Source organism: Anaerolinea thermolimosa (assembly GCF_001050195.2).
Classification (GTDB): Bacteria; Chloroflexota; Anaerolineae; order Anaerolineales; family Anaerolineaceae; genus Anaerolinea; species Anaerolinea thermolimosa.
In genome coordinates this window covers 1,255,426-1,273,031 of sequence record NZ_DF967965.1, presented here as the reverse complement: position 1 = coordinate 1,273,031, position 17,606 = coordinate 1,255,426, and the positions used below count along the sequence as shown (strand labels likewise).

The 17,606-nt window shown below is 49.9% G+C and carries 13 protein-coding genes; 5 read left to right on the top strand and 8 right to left on the bottom strand.

The window, feature by feature from the left end:
* Nucleotides 1-103: 103 nt before the first annotated feature.
* The 7 genes from ATHL_RS05755 to ATHL_RS05725 all read right to left on the bottom strand — a co-directional run bounded on the left by ATHL_RS05755 (nucleotide 104) and on the right by ATHL_RS05725 (nucleotide 7,361).
* Complete coding sequence (locus ATHL_RS05755) at nucleotides 104-1,363, bottom strand: glutamate-5-semialdehyde dehydrogenase (RefSeq protein WP_062190711.1); 1,260 nt, start codon at nucleotides 1,361-1,363, stop codon at nucleotides 104-106.
* A complete protein-coding gene (proB, locus tag ATHL_RS05750) occupies nucleotides 1,350-2,486 on the bottom strand; it encodes a glutamate 5-kinase (protein ID WP_162787751.1) in 1,137 nt (378 codons plus the stop codon). Before proB ends, ATHL_RS05755 begins: the two co-directional genes overlap by 14 nt.
* The gene (locus ATHL_RS05745) at nucleotides 2,482-3,843 is read right to left on the bottom strand and encodes a citrate (Si)-synthase (RefSeq protein WP_062190707.1); all 1,362 of its coding nucleotides are present in this window, start codon (nucleotides 3,841-3,843) and stop codon (nucleotides 2,482-2,484) included. Before ATHL_RS05745 ends, proB begins: the two co-directional genes overlap by 5 nt.
* Nucleotides 3,844-3,913: 70 nt before the next feature.
* Complete coding sequence (locus tag ATHL_RS05740; RefSeq protein WP_062190705.1) at nucleotides 3,914-4,693, bottom strand: IclR family transcriptional regulator; 780 nt, start codon at nucleotides 4,691-4,693, stop codon at nucleotides 3,914-3,916.
* Between the two features lie 95 nt (nucleotides 4,694-4,788).
* A complete protein-coding gene (locus ATHL_RS05735) occupies nucleotides 4,789-5,535 on the bottom strand; it encodes an amino acid ABC transporter ATP-binding protein (RefSeq protein WP_062190703.1) in 747 nt (248 codons plus the stop codon).
* Nucleotides 5,532-6,401, bottom strand: coding sequence for an amino acid ABC transporter permease (locus ATHL_RS05730; RefSeq protein WP_062190701.1), 870 nt, complete (start codon nucleotides 6,399-6,401; stop codon nucleotides 5,532-5,534). Before ATHL_RS05730 ends, ATHL_RS05735 begins: the two co-directional genes overlap by 4 nt.
* A gap of 81 nt (nucleotides 6,402-6,482) precedes the next feature.
* A complete protein-coding gene (locus ATHL_RS05725) occupies nucleotides 6,483-7,361 on the bottom strand; it encodes a substrate-binding periplasmic protein (RefSeq protein ID WP_062190699.1) in 879 nt (292 codons plus the stop codon).
* 375 nt (nucleotides 7,362-7,736) lie between these two features.
* Here ATHL_RS05725 and acnA point away from each other — a divergent pair, with 375 nt between their 5' ends.
* From acnA to ATHL_RS05700, 5 genes are all read left to right on the top strand, one after another.
* Nucleotides 7,737-10,415: an aconitate hydratase AcnA gene (gene acnA / locus ATHL_RS05720; RefSeq protein ID WP_062190697.1), complete on the top strand. Its 2,679-nt coding sequence runs from the start codon at nucleotides 7,737-7,739 to the stop codon at nucleotides 10,413-10,415.
* A 131-nt stretch (nucleotides 10,416-10,546) separates the two neighbouring features.
* A complete protein-coding gene (locus ATHL_RS05715; protein WP_062190695.1) occupies nucleotides 10,547-11,623 on the top strand; it encodes an inositol-3-phosphate synthase in 1,077 nt (358 codons plus the stop codon).
* Nucleotides 11,624-11,656: 33 nt separating this feature from the next.
* Entirely contained in the window at nucleotides 11,657-12,940 is a 1,284-nt protein-coding gene (locus tag ATHL_RS05710; protein ID WP_062190693.1) for a polysaccharide deacetylase family protein, read from the top strand.
* 12 nt (nucleotides 12,941-12,952) lie between these two features.
* Nucleotides 12,953-14,494 (top strand): LysM peptidoglycan-binding domain-containing M23 family metallopeptidase, encoded by a 1,542-nt coding sequence (locus tag ATHL_RS05705; RefSeq protein ID WP_062190689.1) that lies wholly within the window; start codon nucleotides 12,953-12,955, stop codon nucleotides 14,492-14,494.
* Nucleotides 14,436-16,037, top strand: coding sequence for a M23 family metallopeptidase (locus ATHL_RS05700; protein WP_114679468.1), 1,602 nt, complete (start codon nucleotides 14,436-14,438; stop codon nucleotides 16,035-16,037). The genes ATHL_RS05705 and ATHL_RS05700 overlap by 59 nt, the downstream gene beginning before the upstream one ends.
* On the opposite strand, the gene ATHL_RS05695 is transcribed toward ATHL_RS05700, so the two are convergent.
* On the bottom strand, nucleotides 16,038-17,579 hold the full coding sequence (locus ATHL_RS05695; protein ID WP_162787602.1) for a serine hydrolase: 1,542 nt from the start codon (nucleotides 17,577-17,579) through the stop codon (nucleotides 16,038-16,040).
* Nucleotides 17,580-17,606 lie beyond the last annotated feature (27 nt).

The window sequence follows — 17,606 nt, the reverse complement described above, 5'->3', positions numbered from 1 at the left end:
ACAATAGACATGGCAAGCTCCAAGTATATGGCTGTTGAGACACCTACCATATTACTCGGAGCTTGCTCTTTTTTCAAAACCCACCAGCTTTGGGACGGATACCCTATTTTCGAATATGGTAATTTCCTCTAACCACCCACTTATACGTCGTGAGTTCGCGAAGGGCCATTGGCCCCCTGGCGTGTAAACGTTGAGTAGAGACAGCTACTTCTGCTCCTAAGCCTAATTGCGCTCCATCAGTAAAACGAGTAGAGGCATTTACATAAACAACCGCAGAATCGACCTCTTGTATAAACCTGGTTGTATTCTGAGAGTTATTACTCAGAATACCATCAGAATGGCCTGTGCTATGGAGATAAATATGCTCAATGGCCTCGTCCATATTTTTAACAACCCGTAAACCCAACACCAGGCTCAACCATTCTGTATCAAAATCATCAGTGCCTGCTATACGCACATCCGCACCCAGATTACCTAGTATAGAATAAGCCTTTTCATCAGCCCTGAAGCTCACTCCATCTTCTTTCAAGCGATTTACCAGGTCGATCAAAAATGGTTCAGCGATTCCTTCATGCACCAGCACAGTATCCAAAGCATTACACACCGATGGACGTTGCACCTTGGCATTGCGAATCACTTCTATAGAAGCCTGCAAATCGGCGCTTTCGTCGACAAACAAATGACAGATACCAATTCCTCCTGTGATCACAGGAATGCGGCTGTTTTGCTTACAGAACGCATGTAAAGTTGCACCCCCTCGTGGAATAACCATATCGATCCAGGTATCGAGTTGCAGTAACTTTAAAACCAGGCCGCGGTCTGTCTCGGTGATCATTTGCACCGCCTCATAAGGAAGGGTAGACTTCTTCAGACCTTCACGCATCGCTCTGGCCATTGCTGAATTTGTACGAATGGTCTCACTTCCTCCTCTTAAAACGACCGCATTCCCTGATTTTAGGGCCAAACTGGCCACGTCAAGCGTAACATTCGGGCGTGCTTCATAGATCACCGCCAGCACCCCCAACGGTACTCTTTGTTTTTGGAACGCTAAGCCGTTTGGAAGTACCCCTTCTTCGATGACCTCACCTACCGGATCAGGGAGCTCAATCACCCGTAAAAGATCGTTAATATTCGCAGTAAGACGCTCGGAAGTTAAAAGCAAACGGTCAATAAGTGCATCTGATAGGCCATTCTTCCTGGCTTCCGCAACATCTTCCTCATTAGCAGTTAAAATTGCATCTCTATTCAACTGAACACATTCGGCGATTAATTCCAAAGCCCGGTTCTTCTCATCCGTCGTACAAAGTGCCAGCTTACGCGATGCTATTTTTGCTTTTTTGGCCAGACTCTCAACGTCGATCATCTTTCCTCATCACCACCATATTATTTCGATGAATAACTTCATCCCCGAAACTGAAACCAAGAATTCCCTCGATATCAGCGGAACGTTTTCCACATAGTCGTTGGATATCCCGTGACGAGTAGTTGGTGATCCCCAGTGCCAGAACTTTACCCGACTGATTGGTTACTCGTACCGTATCACCCCGCTCAAAATCCCCTTCTACATTCAAAACCCCTACAGGAAGTAAACTCCCTCCACGCGATAGTGCTCTGGCAGCGCCTGCATCCACCACAAGCGCTCCGGATGATTTCTCGCCCGCCAGGAGGTACCGCTTACGGCTTTCAAGAGCACTCGATAAGGGTTCAAAGGAAGTGCCAATATGTTCTCCATTTGCTATACGAAGAATGACATTTTCGGCATTTCCTCGTGCAATAAAAACCCTGATCCCCGCGCGCCGGGCCAGGTCAGCCGCATGAAGCTTCGTTGCCATACCACCCGTACCCAGACCGTTCTGGCTCTCACCCGCTCGCACCAATTCCTCAGATAACACATCTGCCCCTATCTGTTCGATCAAGCGAGCTTCTGTACTTCGACGCGGATCATCTGTAAACACACCATCCTGATCGGTTAATAGTAGCAACAAATCAGCCTCTACCAGAGAAGCTACCTGAGCGGATAAATTATCGTTATCCCCAAATCGAATTTCTTCCGTGGCAATGGTGTCATTCTCATTCACGATCGGAATAATTCCCTGATGAATTAAAGCCTGGAACGTATCCCTTGCATTCAAATAACGTCGCCGGTCTGCCAGATCAGATCTTGTCAATAAAACCTGAGCGACCTTCTTTTGATAGATCCCGAAATAATCCGCATATTTGGCCATCAGACAGGGCTGACCAACAGCGGCTAACATTTGTTTCTTGGGAATAAACCGCGGTAAGTCGGGGTACCCAAGGGTCTCTCTACCTGCGGCAATGGCTCCTGAAGACACCAGAATCAACTCACAACCCTTATCGTGTACAAGCGCCATTTGCCGCACCAGGTCCACCATTCTGGGCGCCGAAAGGTGCTGACTCCCATCCGTCAATGTGGAAGTGCCAAGCTTCACAACGATTCTGGGATAAGGCAGCATATTCCTCTCAATCCATCACTGGCATACGCACTACAGGCACGGGTTGAGCTTTGGCTGTAAGCTCCTCAAGCATCGGGGTGGTTAAAGATTTGGGCCGCTCAATGGGTTTTCCGAGCGCGCGGGCCCAAACGATGTGAGCCGTCAACCCCAGAATCCGACTGACCCCAAACATCACTGTATAAAAATCGAACTGAGTAACCCCAAAGTGATACTGCAAAGCCCCATTGATCGCATCTACATTTGGCCAGGGGTTTTTCACTTTTCCGGTCTGCGCCAGGATGGGAGGTAATACCTCATATACCAGTCTCACCAGTTGAAAGATCTGATCATCCGCCAGATACTTTTTTGCAAATTCAAACTGCACCGTGAAACGCGGATCTGTCGTCCGTAAAACTGCATGACCATATCCCGGAATTACCCGTCCCATTTTAATTTGTTCGTTCAGGTAGCTCTTTAATTCCTCACGTTCCGGAATTCTTCCGCCAAAATGATCGAGCAGATTCAATAACCACTTCAGACACTCCTGATTGGCCAGCCCGTGTAACGGGCCAGCAAGCCCGGTCATCCCTGCAGCACAGGAATAATACACGTCAGAGAGCGCCGAACTCACCAGATGAGCCGTATGCGCACTCACATTTCCGCCCTCATGATCAGAGTGAATCACCAAAAAAAGCCGGGCAAGATCGTGATAACGTGGATCGTCCCCCTTGCCTATCATATTAGCAAAGTTCGCTCCCCAGTCTAAATCAGGCCGGTAGGGAATGATCTCACCATTACGATACTTCAGGTTGTAAATAAAAGAGGCGATCCCCGGTAATTTCGCCGTGAGGTTCAGGCTATCTTCAAGATAGTAGATCCAGTAATCACTCTTGGGTAAACCTTCATACGAAAATACCCGCTCGGCATATAATCGGGCAAAAATCGAGTCTGGTTGCAATGCCAGGATCGCCGCCGAGAAAAGCGTCATCGGGTGTGTATTAGGCGGAAAACTTTGAATAGTTTTATACACATGCTCTGGGATTTCCGACCGTTCGTACCACGCTCGCTCTACTTCCAGTGCTTCTTCTTCTGTAGGCAGGGTATCTCCCATCAACAAATAGAATAACCCACCCGCCATGGGGAACTCAGCCCCCTGCACTTTCGGTAAGTAATCTATCACCTCTGGAATGGAATACCCCCTCAACCGAATTCCTTCCAGAGGGTCCACATAAGAGATATCACTCACCTGAATTTGAACCCCGCGAATCCCCCCATAAATTTGCTCAACGGTCACCTCACCAACTTTAAGCGCACCAAACTCTCTACGGAGCCGGTTCACCCTCTCACGCCAGGCCGGAAGCTGTGCAGCAATTCGATCATGGATATTCATTGCGTTCTCCCTTTTTCACGAAACCATAAACCCGTCACCCAAATTCTGGCATTCTCATTGTATCTAAATTTTATCGGATTAGAGACCTTTGATACCCCAAATCTCGAGAGATTCGATCGGTAAACTCGATTAATAATTGGGCGTATTCCTGCATTTTTTCATCTGGGAAACGTTGGGTTGGCCCCGAAATGGTCACTGCCGCAACCACCTCTCCATTCTGATTGAATACTGGCGCTGCAACCCCAGACGCATCCAGAATCCATTCTCCATGACTCATCGCGTATCCCATCTCTCGAATTTTCTCAATTTCACGTCGAATTTGATCCGGGTCTACCAGGGTTTTTTCCGTTAAGCTTTCCAAAGGTTCTTTCTGTAAAATGGCTTCTCTTCGCTGAACAGGTAAAAAGGCCAGTAAAACTTTTCCCGCTGAGCCAGCATGTAACGGGAGATGCCTGCCCACCCGCGGAGCCACAAAACGTACATTATGGGTACTCTCCAGCCTTTCTACACATACCCGCTCATTACCATCCAGAATATACAGACTAATCGTCTCTTTGGTCCGTGCATGCAATTCCAGCAAGTATGGATAAGCCACATTCCGAATATCACAATTCGCCAGAAACGCCCCTGCCCAGGTCAACACTCGCGATCCAAGAGAATAATCCTTCGTAATCGGATTCTGACTCAAAATCCCCAGCTCTTTCATTGAGAGCATTAATCGCCCAGTTGCACTGGAAGAAAGACCAGTACGCCGCGCCACCTCACGTACCCCCAGTTCACGGGGTTCCTGTGAAAAGCATTCGAGAATTTTTACCACACGTACCAGCGCAGCATTGGCATGGAGGCTCATTGTTTGTCCCTATTTTTGGGACGATGTCCCGGAAAATAAATAATTCTAATTATAGAGAGCTTCTATGAAATGTCAATTGTTTTTCTTGAGAATTTTTACTTATGAAGGATCTGGGAGAGAAAGAAACGGGTACGCTCATGCCGCGGGTGATCAAAAACCATTGCCGGCTCACCCTGCTCAATAATTTGCCCCTCATCCATAAATACCACTTCATCCGCTGCCGCCCGGGCAAAACCCATCTCGTGCGTCACAACCACCATGGTTATCCCGGCTTTCGCCAGATCGAGCATCACATCCAGCACCTCCTTGATCATTTCGGGGTCTAGCGCACTCGTCGGTTCATCAAAGAGCATGATTTTTGGATTCATCGCCAGTGCCCGGGCAATAGCCACCCGTTGTTGTTGTCCACCCGATAGCTGAGCAGGGAAGCTATCCGCTTTTTCCCCAATTCCAACCCGGTTTAACTGCTCTCTTGCAATGCGTTCTGCTTCTTCTTTGGACCGCCTGCGTACAATACGCTGGGCAAGAGTTATATTTTCCAGAACGGTCAGGTGTGGATAGAGATAAAAATGCTGAAACACCATCCCAATATCTGCACGTATTGCATTGATCAGTTTCTCGCTTCGCGGTAACTGCTGTCCATCAATGAGTATCTCGCCTTCGTCCTCTACTTCCATGTGGTTAATACATCGTAACAGTGTGGATTTTCCCGACCCGCTTGGCCCAATGATCACTACCACCGATCCTCGCCGAATACTCAGGTTGACCTTACGCAAGGCCTGGACCTTACCAAACCACTTGGAAACGTCTCGGATAACGATGATGTTTTCCTCTTCGCTCATGACGATTGGAACCTCTTCTCCAGTACTTTTACACCCAGCGAAAGAAGCATAGTCATCGATAAATATAGAACCGCCAGGGTTAAATAAGCCTCAGGATATCGAAAAGTCTGACCGGCATAAAGTTTCGCCACCTGAGTAATATCTCGCACGGCCAGGACCGATACCAGCGAAGAGTCCTTCAGCATCGAAATAAAGTCATTCCCAAGCGCTGGTAATACATTGCGAATAGCCTGAGGGAGAATAACATACCGCATTGCCTGCCCGTACGTCATTCCCTGAGAGCGCGCAGCTTCCATTTGCCCTTTATGAATAGATTGAATTCCCGCCCGGAAAATTTCCGCCGAAAATGCCCCATAAGTAACCGAGAGGGCAATCACTGCCCGCAATTGCATGGGTACCCCCTTATTAGTAACCGACGAGAAAAAAGCCCCCAGCCCACCCAGGCCGGCCGCAGACAACCGCTCTCCCAGCGTGTTCAGGCTCGACGTAACTGCTGGTACAAGAACCAGCGCAATGAAGAAGATCAACACCAGCATCGGAATACCGCGGACAACCTCTACATAAAATGTGGCAAGGTTTTTAAACACCACATTCCTTGAAATTCTTCCCAACCCGGTAATCATTCCCAGGGTTAAGGCAATAAAATAGGCCGAAATGGTTGTCATGATTGTAACCGACAACCCTGCCCGAATAAAACTGAACGCTTCCGTATAAGTGCTCTTTGTAGTGATAATCAAAGCCGTCAAAGCAGTGACCAGAAGGATTACCAGAAACCACCAGGGAAAACGCTCTAGCCGCAGTCTCAACGACTCACGGTAAACTGTAACGACGTTACCCTGCGCAAGCGACGCATCCTCGTAAGCCATGGGGGATCTCCTTTCTCCAGTAAATACTTCACAATCCGGTGCAGGGTGTGACAACCCTGCACCGGACATCAGTAAATACCGTTACTTGATATCACCTTCACTGATTTTGAAATCGGGACCGAAATAATAGGCGTTCAACTTTTCAAGCGTGCCATCTGCTTTCATCGCAGCAATGGCTTGATTAAAGGGAGCCACCAGGTCGCTGCCTTTAGGAAAGACAAAACCCAGCTCATCACTGGAAATCGACGGGCCAATTAATTCAAGGTTCTCAGCATTTTCGCCGCGGTACCCCTGTCCGGCGGTTTCATCAATCAACACCGCATCCACATCTCCGGAAAGAAGGGCCTGAACAGCAAAAGGGAATTGCTCAAAGGCCTTAATCCGGCTCTCAGGTAAGAATTTTTTGGCTGTTTCATAATTGGTCGTATTGACCTGAGTGCCCAGTGTCAGTTTCTCATTGGCAGCAAATGCTTCAATGCTGTCAAAACGAGTTTCTCCCTTCCTTACCAGCAAACGTTGATCAACCCGGATATAACCATCCGAAAAATCAACCATTTTCTTTCGGTCTTCGGTAATAGTTACTCCATCTGCGGCCATATCATACTGTTTATCCGCCACTGCCTGAATCATTCCGTCCCAGGCCACCTCCACAAACACCGGTTCACAATGCAGGCGGGTACAAATTTCCTTTAGAGCGGCGTAATCCCATCCACCCGGTTCACCCGTCGCCACAAGAATGTAGTTAAATGGAAGGTAAGCATTTTCAACCGCTACTGTGATTTTCCGGCACTTCAAATCCACAATCGCTGTATCTGCCGCCCCCAGACATTGAGCAGACTGTGTCACCTCCGGTGTACCCTGCGAAGATTGGGTTCCTCCGCTGGTTGAACCCGGCGTGCAGGCGGTCAACACCAAAACCGCCAAAATAATGAGCGCAACCCACAGTACGACTCTTTTCATTTTCTCCTCCTTTGGCCATCCTTTTTTGAAATTATTCTTTCCAATAATCAACTCACATCAGAACATCTCATGAGATACCGCCTCCGAGACACCACCTCCTTCGCGTTATATCTGATCCCCAAAATAAAAAAACCTTCCTTCCGGAAGGTTCTCTCGTTATACAAAATTTACGAACGCGAAAGCTCCTAACCTTCCCGGAAGGTTGGTGGAAAGAAGCTTCGCTTGATCGCTAAATTGGTCTTCATCATTTCGCGGTTTTATATCATGATGTCTGGAAGGTGTCAAGGAAATGGGGTAAAATCGTACCGGTTTGTTTCGTTTTGCGGTAGGATTAGTTAAAATATCCTCAATATTCCTGATAGAGGGAGGCCTTTCATGAAAGCACTTCACGGGATGCAAGCCCTCGCACCCCTCGGTTCTTATTACTATTTCGATCTTACTCGTGCTCCTGGCATTCCAGCCGACCGACTTCACCAAATACCTTACTGCATTCGTGTCCTGCTGGAAGGATTATTACGTAACTGGGATGATAAAAAAACCACAGCCGATGATGTCTACTCACTGGCAGCCTGGCAACCCCGGGCAGAGCGTCGTCCCACCCAGTTTTATGCTGGTAGAGTCGTTTTACAGGATTTTACCGGCGTTCCCGTGATGAACGATCTGGCGGCCATGCGTTCAGCCTTGAAGCGCCTTGGAGGCCCCCCAGAGAAAATCAACCCGGTCGTACCGGTTGATCTCGTCATCGATCACTCAGTGCAGGTGGATTATTTTGGTTCTCCAGACGCCTTCGAAAAAAACGTGGAGCTCGAATTTGAACGCAATCGAGAGCGCTATGAATTCTTACACTGGGCTCAAAAAGCCTTTAAGAACTTTCGGGTTGTCCCGCCCTCTACAGGAATCGTTCATCAAGTCAATCTGGAATATCTTGCTCGCGGAGTACTGACCCGCACCATCGATGGAAAAGAAATTGTATTTCCGGAGACCCTGGTCGGTACCGATTCTCACACCACCATGATTAATGGCCTCAGCGTGATCGGCTTTGGTGTGGGAGGCATCGAGGCCGTGGCCGCCATGCTTGGTGAACCTCTTGAGATTGTCACCCCTGATGTTATCGGAATTCGGCTCACCGGAAAACTCCAGGAAGGGGTGACCCCCACCGACCTGACCCTGACCATCACTCAAGAATTGAGAAAAATCGGGGTGGTTGATAAATTTGTGGAGTTTTTTGGCCCGGGTTTATCCAACCTCACGCTGGCAGATCGCGCGATGATTTCCAACATGGCTCCTGAGACAGGGGCGACCGTCCTGTACTGGCCGGTTGATCAGCAAACCCTCGAATATCTTCGCCTGACCGGACGGCCCACCGACCTGGTCGAGGCTTACTATCGCGCCCAGGCGCTCTTCAGGACTGATGACTCACCTGAACCTCAGTATACCCTGACCCTGGATATTGACCTGGCCAGCATCGAACCCAGCCTGGCAGGCCCCAAGCGCCCTCAAGACCGGGTATCGTTACGAAACGTCCAACAGAATTTTCACCAGTCCCTTCTGCGTCCCCGGATCGAACGTGGCTTTGGACTCACCCAGACGGATATCTCCAGAAGGGTTCGCCTCAAAATGGATCACAGGGACACGGAAATGACCCATGGTTCTGTGGTGATTGCCGCCATTACATCCTGCACCAACACTTCTAACCCCTATGTGATGATTGGGGCAGGCCTGTTAGCCAAAAAAGCGGTTGAAAAGGGACTCACCACTCAACCCTATGTAAAAACCAGCCTCGCGCCTGGATCAAGGGTGGTTACCGCCTACCTGAAAAAGGCTGGATTAATCCCTTACCTTGAAAAACTCGGCTTTCATCTGGTGGGGTACGGCTGCACTACCTGCATCGGGAACTCAGGCCCTCTTCCTGAACCTGTGGTTGAGGCTATTAACCAAGGGAATCTGGTAGCCGCGGCAGTGCTTTCTGGAAATCGCAATTTTGAAGGCAGGGTACACCCCAGTGTGCAGGCCAACTACCTGGCTTCTCCACCCCTGGTGGTGGCTTATGCTCTGGCTGGCAATATTCAGACTGATCTGACCACTGATCCCCTGGGCAATGACCGGGAAGGACGCCCCGTATACCTGAGGGATATATGGCCTTCCAACCAGGAAATTCTGGAAACGATCCACACCGCTATCAGTCCCGATCTGTTCATCTCCAATTACAGCGATTTATTCACCGGTAATCCTACCTGGAATGCCATCCAGAGTGGTTCCACCCTTCTCTATGAATGGCGGGCTGAATCAACATACCTGCAGGAGCCTCCCTTCTTTGCAGATCTATCTCAGGAAATGCCCCCCGTTCCAGATATTCTGGGTGCCCGCGTACTTGGACTCTTCGGCGACTCAATAACAACGGATCACATCTCACCGGCAGGGAACATCTCACCTTCCAGTCCAGCAGGAAAATACTTACTTGAGCAGGGCGTGCCCATCCATGAATTTAATTCATACGGCTCGCGCCGCGGGAACGACCGTGTCATGACCCGGGGTACTTTCGCCAATATTCGCCTGAAAAATTTACTCCTTGGTGGCCAGGAAGGCAGTTTTACCATTCATTTCCCCTCTGAAGAGAAAATGTCCTTTTATGATGCTGCCATGCGCTACCGGGACGAAAAGGTTCCTCTGATCATTATTGCCGGAAAAGAATATGGCACTGGTTCCAGCCGCGACTGGGCGGCCAAAGGGGTACAACAGCTGGGTGTTCGAGCTGTCCTTGCCGAATCTTTCGAGAGAATTCATCGATCCAATCTGGCAGGAATGGGGGTCCTTCCTCTCCAATTTAAACCCGGCGAGAATGCCGCTTCCCATGGCATCACCGGGAAAGAGGTTTTCAACATTCGCAATCTTCACCAGATCCGATCTCCCGGCGGAGAAATCGTTGTCGAAATGACCCGCACCGATGGCACCATTCATTCCTTCCCGGTCATAGTTCGATTGGACACCAAAAACGAGGTGGAATACTTCCATCATCGAGGAATTCTAAACACCATTCTTTTAAACCTGGCCTGAAGGACAGATTGGAGCGAAGGTGAAGACTGCGGCTCTCTCGAAATCATTCGGGGAGTATAATTTTCACGCGAAAGTTAATCTGAGTCATCGGATTAATCAGTAAATGAGATTCAACATCGAGGAGAGATGAAATGAGCAATAAAAAGGTACGTGTCGCCATCATCGGAGTGGGCAATTGTGCTTCTTCTCTGGTACAGGGAGTTTATTTCTATCGTAATGCAGCCGACACCGATCGAGTTCCCGGGCTGATGCATGTCAATCTGGGTGGCTACCATATCCGCGACATCGAATTCAGCGCTGCTTTTGATGTGGTCGACACCAAAGTTGGTAAGGACCTTTCAGAAGCCATTTTTGCTTACCCCAATAATACCTATAAATTCGCCGAGGTTCCTCATCTGGATGTACCCGTTTATCGCGGGATGACCCACGACGGCCTGGGAAAATATCTTTCTCAAATTGTCAAAAAAGCCCCTGGTCCCACAGCAGATATTGTGCGTATTCTCAAAGAAACAAAAACCGATGTGGTGATCAGTTATTTACCGGTTGGTTCTGAAATGGCCACCAAATGGTATGTGGAACAGGTTTTGGATGCTGGTTGCGGATTTGTCAATGCTATTCCTGTGTTTATTGCCAGCTCAGAATACTGGGCTGAGCGTTTCCGCCAGCGTGGTTTACCCATCATCGGCGATGATATTAAGTCTCAGGTTGGTGCCACGATTCTACATCGTGTGTTGACCAGCCTCTTTGTAGATCGGGGAGTGCGTCTCGACCGGACGTACCAATTAAATTTTGGCGGTAATACTGATTTCCTCAATATGCTCGAAAGAGAGCGCCTTGAATCAAAGAAAATTTCCAAAACCAACGCCGTCACTTCCATGCTCCCCTACCCCCTCCCGGAAAATGACGTCCATGTTGGCCCAAGCGATTATGTGCCATGGCTTACCGACCGAAAGTGGTGCTATATCCGTATGGAAGGCACAACCTTTGGGGAAGTTCCACTTAATCTTGAAGCCAAGCTGGAGGTTTGGGATTCTCCCAATTCCGCCGGGGTAATCATCGATGCCGTACGTTGTGTGAAACTGGCTCTCGATCGTGGTTTAAGCGGCCCGCTTTATGCACCGGCATCTTATTTCATGAAGACACCTCCCAAACAGTTTAAAGATGATGTTGCCCGGGAAATGACCGAAGCGTTTATTCGAGGTGATTAAGCTCTGCCCTTCCGTCAATGGTAAAATGGGGCCATGAGACGTGCGTTTCAAAGAAACCAGGCTTTATTCATAGCCTGGTTTCTTCTTGGAGGAGTTCTCCTCATCCCCATCCTTACAGCCTGCTCTTCGAGCAAGGCCAGTTCTCCTGCGCTGTCAACCTCGGGTAATCCCACCCTTACCGAAGTTTTTCGTCAGGCTCTCTCCGAAGCCACTCACTCCATTCCAACCGCTACTTTAACGCCAACGCCCTCCCCCACCGCCACCCTCACCGCTACCTTCACCGTCACTCCGATACGCACGCCACAGGCACTCCCTTCCCCTTTCACAACCGGGTTGCTAAACCCTCTCGACACTCCACATACCTACATTCGCGATACCTGTCAGTACTTGAAGGACCGCTGGTCACCCGATAAAAGCCCGCCGGGCACGGTGGTAATGCCAATCATGTTTCATTCCATCACCGATGGTGAGGTTTCGCACCCTTACCAGATCACCCATGCCAGGGTCTCTCAACTCTTGCGAGACCTCCAGCAGCAAGGGTTTGAAGCCATTTCCATGGAACAGCTGGCAGGCTTCTTGCAACATAATCAAAAAATTCCCTTCCGTTCCGTGCTTTTAATTGTAGACGACCTTCATTCCGAGGCCTATTATCGTGATCACTTTGAAGCATTCCTTCGCGAAAACCATTGGGTACTGACCAATGCCTGGATCAGCGAGCCAGAAGCAAGTCAGCGGGTTTTATCGGAGAATCAAAAACTCCAAAACGAGGGATGGGTTGACCATCAGGCCCACGGAGTGATCCATAACATTAATATCAATGAATTCAAGCCGGGAGCCATGATTGATACTCCCCTGTATGGAAATATCACCGCAGAACAATTCACCAGAAACGAATTGGAAGGCTCCATGCGCAGAATCACCGAGGTCTTTGGAAAAGCTCCTATTGCTTATATTTGGCCAGGCGGTAATTTCAGTAAACTGGGGGTACAAATCGCCCGCGAAGTGGGATATCAACTCGGCTTCACAGTCAATCCACGCGGGCCCCTCATGTATAACTGGATTCCCCTGGCCGATTCTGAAGATCCTGCCCGCCCTTCCTTCCGGCCTGAAGGATATGTACAAGACCCGTTGATGGTTCTTCCCCGTTACTGGGATCAGGATGCGTCTTCCCACATCGATACCGTTCGTCAGATTTCCAAACAGGCTGCTGATGCCGCCCTGCAAACTCAGGCGATCGAACTGGAATATTATGATTTGGTATGTCGCTCCAAATATGGGCCTGTTGAAGAACCTGTTTCCCCAACTCCTACACCCTGAGGGGTGGCGAAGATGATCGCTCGATATATCCGGAATGCACTCTGGTTAATCAATCTGGGGTTCCTTCTGGTTGCCTGTGTCCGCCCAACCACCAATGATAAAAATTGGAAAACCCGATCAGGCTCTTCGGCTTCATTTCAAACAACCCTACCTGTTCTTACCACCCCCACCCGAACTCCTCTATATTTTGCCACTCGCGACCCTGATTTACCAAAGTACACGCCCACTCCTGACTCACCTCATCCTTTGCCTACCCTGCGGAAGGAGCCTGAGACATATGTGGTACAGCGAGGTGACACCCTGGGTATCATTGCCCAGCGATATGGCATCAGTATTCAAAGCATTGTTGAAGCCAATCAAATCAACAACCCTGATCTGCTCAATGTAGGGCAGGTGCTTACCATTCCTGCCCCTCAACCTCTTCCTCCGGGTCCGTCCTACAAAATAATCCCGGACTCCGAACTGGTTAATAGTCCTGCCGCCGCCTTTTTTAATATCCGTACCTTTGTCGATGGGATCGATAATTACCTCAGCAATTTGCGAGAGGAAGTAGATGGAATCACCTTAACCGGAGCCCAGATTGTTGAGCGTGTCTCGCACGAATACTCCGTCAACCCGCGCCTCCTTCTGGCCGTTCTGGAGTATCAGTCTGGATGGGTTACCCTCCGTTACCCGCCTGAAAAAACCCTGGATTACCCCATAGGGTACCTTCATCCTGCATACAAAGGACTTTACCGGCAACTGTCCTGGGCAGCGAATAACCTCAACCGGGGGTATTATCTTTGGAAAAGCGGAGGCGTTGCCGCATGGATTCTCAGTGATGGGGCTGTGGTTCCACCCGACCAAACCATCAACGCTGGAACCGCGGGAATACAACATTTCTTTTCTCTCCTGTATGATCAGCCCGGATGGGTTACTGCCGTCTCCGAAAACGGCCTTGCTGCAACCTATCAGAAACTATTTGGCTACCCTTTTGATTACGCGGTGGAACCCTTGATTCCCGACGATCTCACCCAGCCAGCCATGCAATTGCCCTTTGAGCCCGGGACAGTCTGGTCTTTCACCGGCGGCCCCCATGGCGGTTGGGGAAGTGGCTCAGCCTGGGCAGCACTCGATTTCGCTCCCCCTGGTGAAGCTCTGGGATGTGTCTTGAGTGATGCCTGGGTTGTAGCCGTAGCCGATGGACTCATCGTTCGAGCAGAAAACGGTGCGGTGGTACAGGACCTGGATTCGGATGGCATGGAACAGACTGGTTGGAGTGTCCTCTATATGCATATCGAGTCTCGCGACCGGGTTCAAGCCGGCACCCGGCTTCGGGCCGGAGAACGGATCGGGCATCCCAGTTGTGAAGGTGGTTATTCTACCGGAACTCACGTCCACCTCGCCAGGCGTTATAATGGAGAGTGGATTCCAGCCGACACCCACCTTCCCTTTGTTCTGGATGGTTGGGTTTCCAGCGGTGACGGTATTGAATATGATGGATGGTTAACACGTGATGGACAGATCGTTGAGGCGTGGGAAGGCCGCAAGACGGAGAACCAAATCTACCGTTAGGTTTATCGAATCCGCCATTATCCTTCTGATATTTCTCGGCGGTATCTTCGGTTGTGCCTGGACACTGACCGGACCGCTTAATTTGCTTTCTTCTTTAAAACCCCTTCTCACACCAGAATCAGAAGTCGCATCCATCAGCCAACCCCAAATTCCTACTGAAGAGCCTCAGGTAACCTCCGTCCAACCGCCAACTCTCCAACCCACCCCCACCTTCACACCTGCTCCCAAAATCTCCGCCACCCCCCGGCCACCCTTTCTCTATTACACTCAGGCCGGCGATACTCTTGCGGCCCTGGCTGCCCGATTCAATGTATCTCCCGATGAAATTTCCTCAACATCACCCATTCCACAGGAAAGTTTACTCGACCCCGGACAATTGTTAATCATTCCACGTCGACTGGACGAAACCACTTCATCAGAGCAAGTGATGCCCGATAGCGAGATTGTGTTTTCCCCTTCTGCTCTGGATTTTGACATCAACCGTTTCGTAACCGAAGCCGGGGGTTACCTCTCTACAATCCATGAATGGCATACCAATGGATGGAACGATGGCGCACGAGCAGTCTACAGTGTGGCCATCAATAATTCCATCAATCCTCGTCTTCTTTTAGCCCTTCTTGAATATCAAAGTCACTGGGTTTATGGCCAACCCGCTAACCTCGCCCAGACTGATTTCCCCGCAGGGTATCCGGATTATGAAAAAAAGGGGCTCTCTCTGCAGCTCTCATGGGCAGTACAGCAATTGAATATCGGATATTACGGATGGCGTGACGGCCGGGTAACCGAGTTGACCTTTAAGGATGGATCCAGAGTTCGCCTTGCTCCCGATCTCAACGCGGGAACGGTGGCTCTGCTTTACCTGATGGCCCAGCTGTATGATCAACTTCACTGGGCCGGGGCTGTTTACGGCCCAGAAAGCCTCCCGGCACTCTATGAACGCATGTTTGGCAGTCCGTGGGTTCGTGCTCAATCGGTAGAACCGTTATTTCCGGCCACATTAACCCAGCCGCCTCTTGAACTTCCATTTCGGAAGGGGAAATTCTGGAGCCTCACCGGTGGGCCGCATTCGGCCTGGGGCCCTGATGGTGCCCGCGCCGCCCTTGATTTTGCCCCTTCTACCACCGAAAAGGATTGTTATCAATCTTCTGATTGGGTCTCTGCCATGGCCAGTGGCCTGGTCGTCCGCTCCGAAACGGGTGTGGTTGTGGTCGACCTGGATGGGGATGGGTATGAGCAAACCGGATGGGCGATTCTCTATCTCCATATCGCCACAGAAGATCGTGTGCCGGCAGGAACCTGGGTCAACACAGATGACAACATTGGTCATCCGTCCTGTGAAGGTGGAATGGCCACCGGAACGCATGTTCATGTGGCGCGAAAGTATAACGGAGAATGGATTTTAGCCGATGGACCGCTCCCTTTTACCCTCAGTGGCTGGCGTGCTCATGCCGGTGCTAAAGATTATCAGGGAACGTTGACGAAAGAAGACCAAACCGTTACAGCTTCAATCTATGGAGATTACAACTCTCGGATCAACCGGTGATCAGTTCAAGGGTTCTTTCAGCATATCCGTCCGATACCATTCCATCACCGCGTCACCCAGAATTGCGTCCAATTCTTCGAAGGTCGTCCATGCATCTGACCTTCCGATGAAAGTTAAAACGTAAGCCTCACCATTAGGCAGAACAAGCACACCTGCATCGGCCACAATAACCGGACCGGTCATTGAACCTCGTTTGTTATACAGGAGGGTTCCTTCAGGTAACATCGGAGCGAGTTTCCACAGACGGATGCGGTCATTTTCTGTCATTTCTGCCATGAAATGGATTAAAATGTCACTAGCCTCCGGCCCCACCAGTGTCTTCGTTTGTAAGCCTTCAAGCAGGCGGGTGATCTCCCGGACGGTTGTTCGACGGGGTTCGACTGAAGTGTTTGGCGCACCCCATTCATCAAGCACCTTTCTTATCCCATCTTCTCCCATTCTCCGTTTCAAATCCTGGGTTAACAGATCTGTTGCAGTTTCTTCACTTACCACAAGCATGGCGCGAAGCAACTGGGCATAAGTCCGGCCCGCGTTTGGTGGAGCCCGTTGCAGAAAATGATCCGGGCTCATTCCTTCAATTTCTGCTGATTTCATCACCAGCAAACCAATCGCAATTTTAATCGTTGAGGCCGGATGAACGGTCTCATCGGCTGACCGTGAGTAAATCACCTCCCCCCCTGACTTCTTAATCATTACATTCCAGATTCCCCCACGATCTAATGTCCTGTCCAGGCGCCCCCCCACAGTGGAGAGATCCACGGGAGGACGTTTCCGCCACAGGATCAGGCCCTGGTACCCCCCGAACACGCCTGAAGACCCGATTAATCCCTTTTCGCGCTGTTCTGGATCATAAACTAAAAATTCATCGACTATAAACGTCTTTCTTGATGGCAGATATTGATTGGTTATTGTAAAAACTCTCCCCTGACGATCTACCCGTGTAATCAGGAGATATTTACCAATATAATCTTCCTTGGGAGGGATCAAGTAAACCAGATCACCAGGAAAAAACGGAAAATCCATCAGGTTAATCTGGCCTAGAACCCCTCTCTTTTCCATCCAAAAATAGCCTTCATGAGGAAAAAACACCTCGAGTATTTGCCAGTCGCGGACTGCATTGAGCAACCAGAATCGATGAGGTGAAATCGAACGATCCAGCAATCCTGCTTCCTGCATCATGGCAACTGCCAGAGGCCCATCCATAGTACCAGGATCTTCTTCGTCAAGCCTTGCCAGCAAACCTTCCAATGCCTCTTCAGTTGTTGCCTTAAAATTGGCAGGGAGAAGACTTTCTAAGGAAGAAACCATCTGGTTTGGAGATGGAATACTGCTCAGAGTCACCTCGGGGGATCTTCTCACTTCAGGTGCAGAAGGGGTTGGAGTTGTAGATTGATCAAGCACCTGTCCTTCTGGCACGCCGGTCTCCATCGTCGGTGGCAACGGACGGGTGGGTACCTGGGTTTCATGAGTCTGGATCGTTCCTGTTGAACACCCATTCCCCAGAAAAATACACCCCCACAGACACAATCCAGGTAAAACCATTTTCCAAAGCCGCATTGTACACACCCC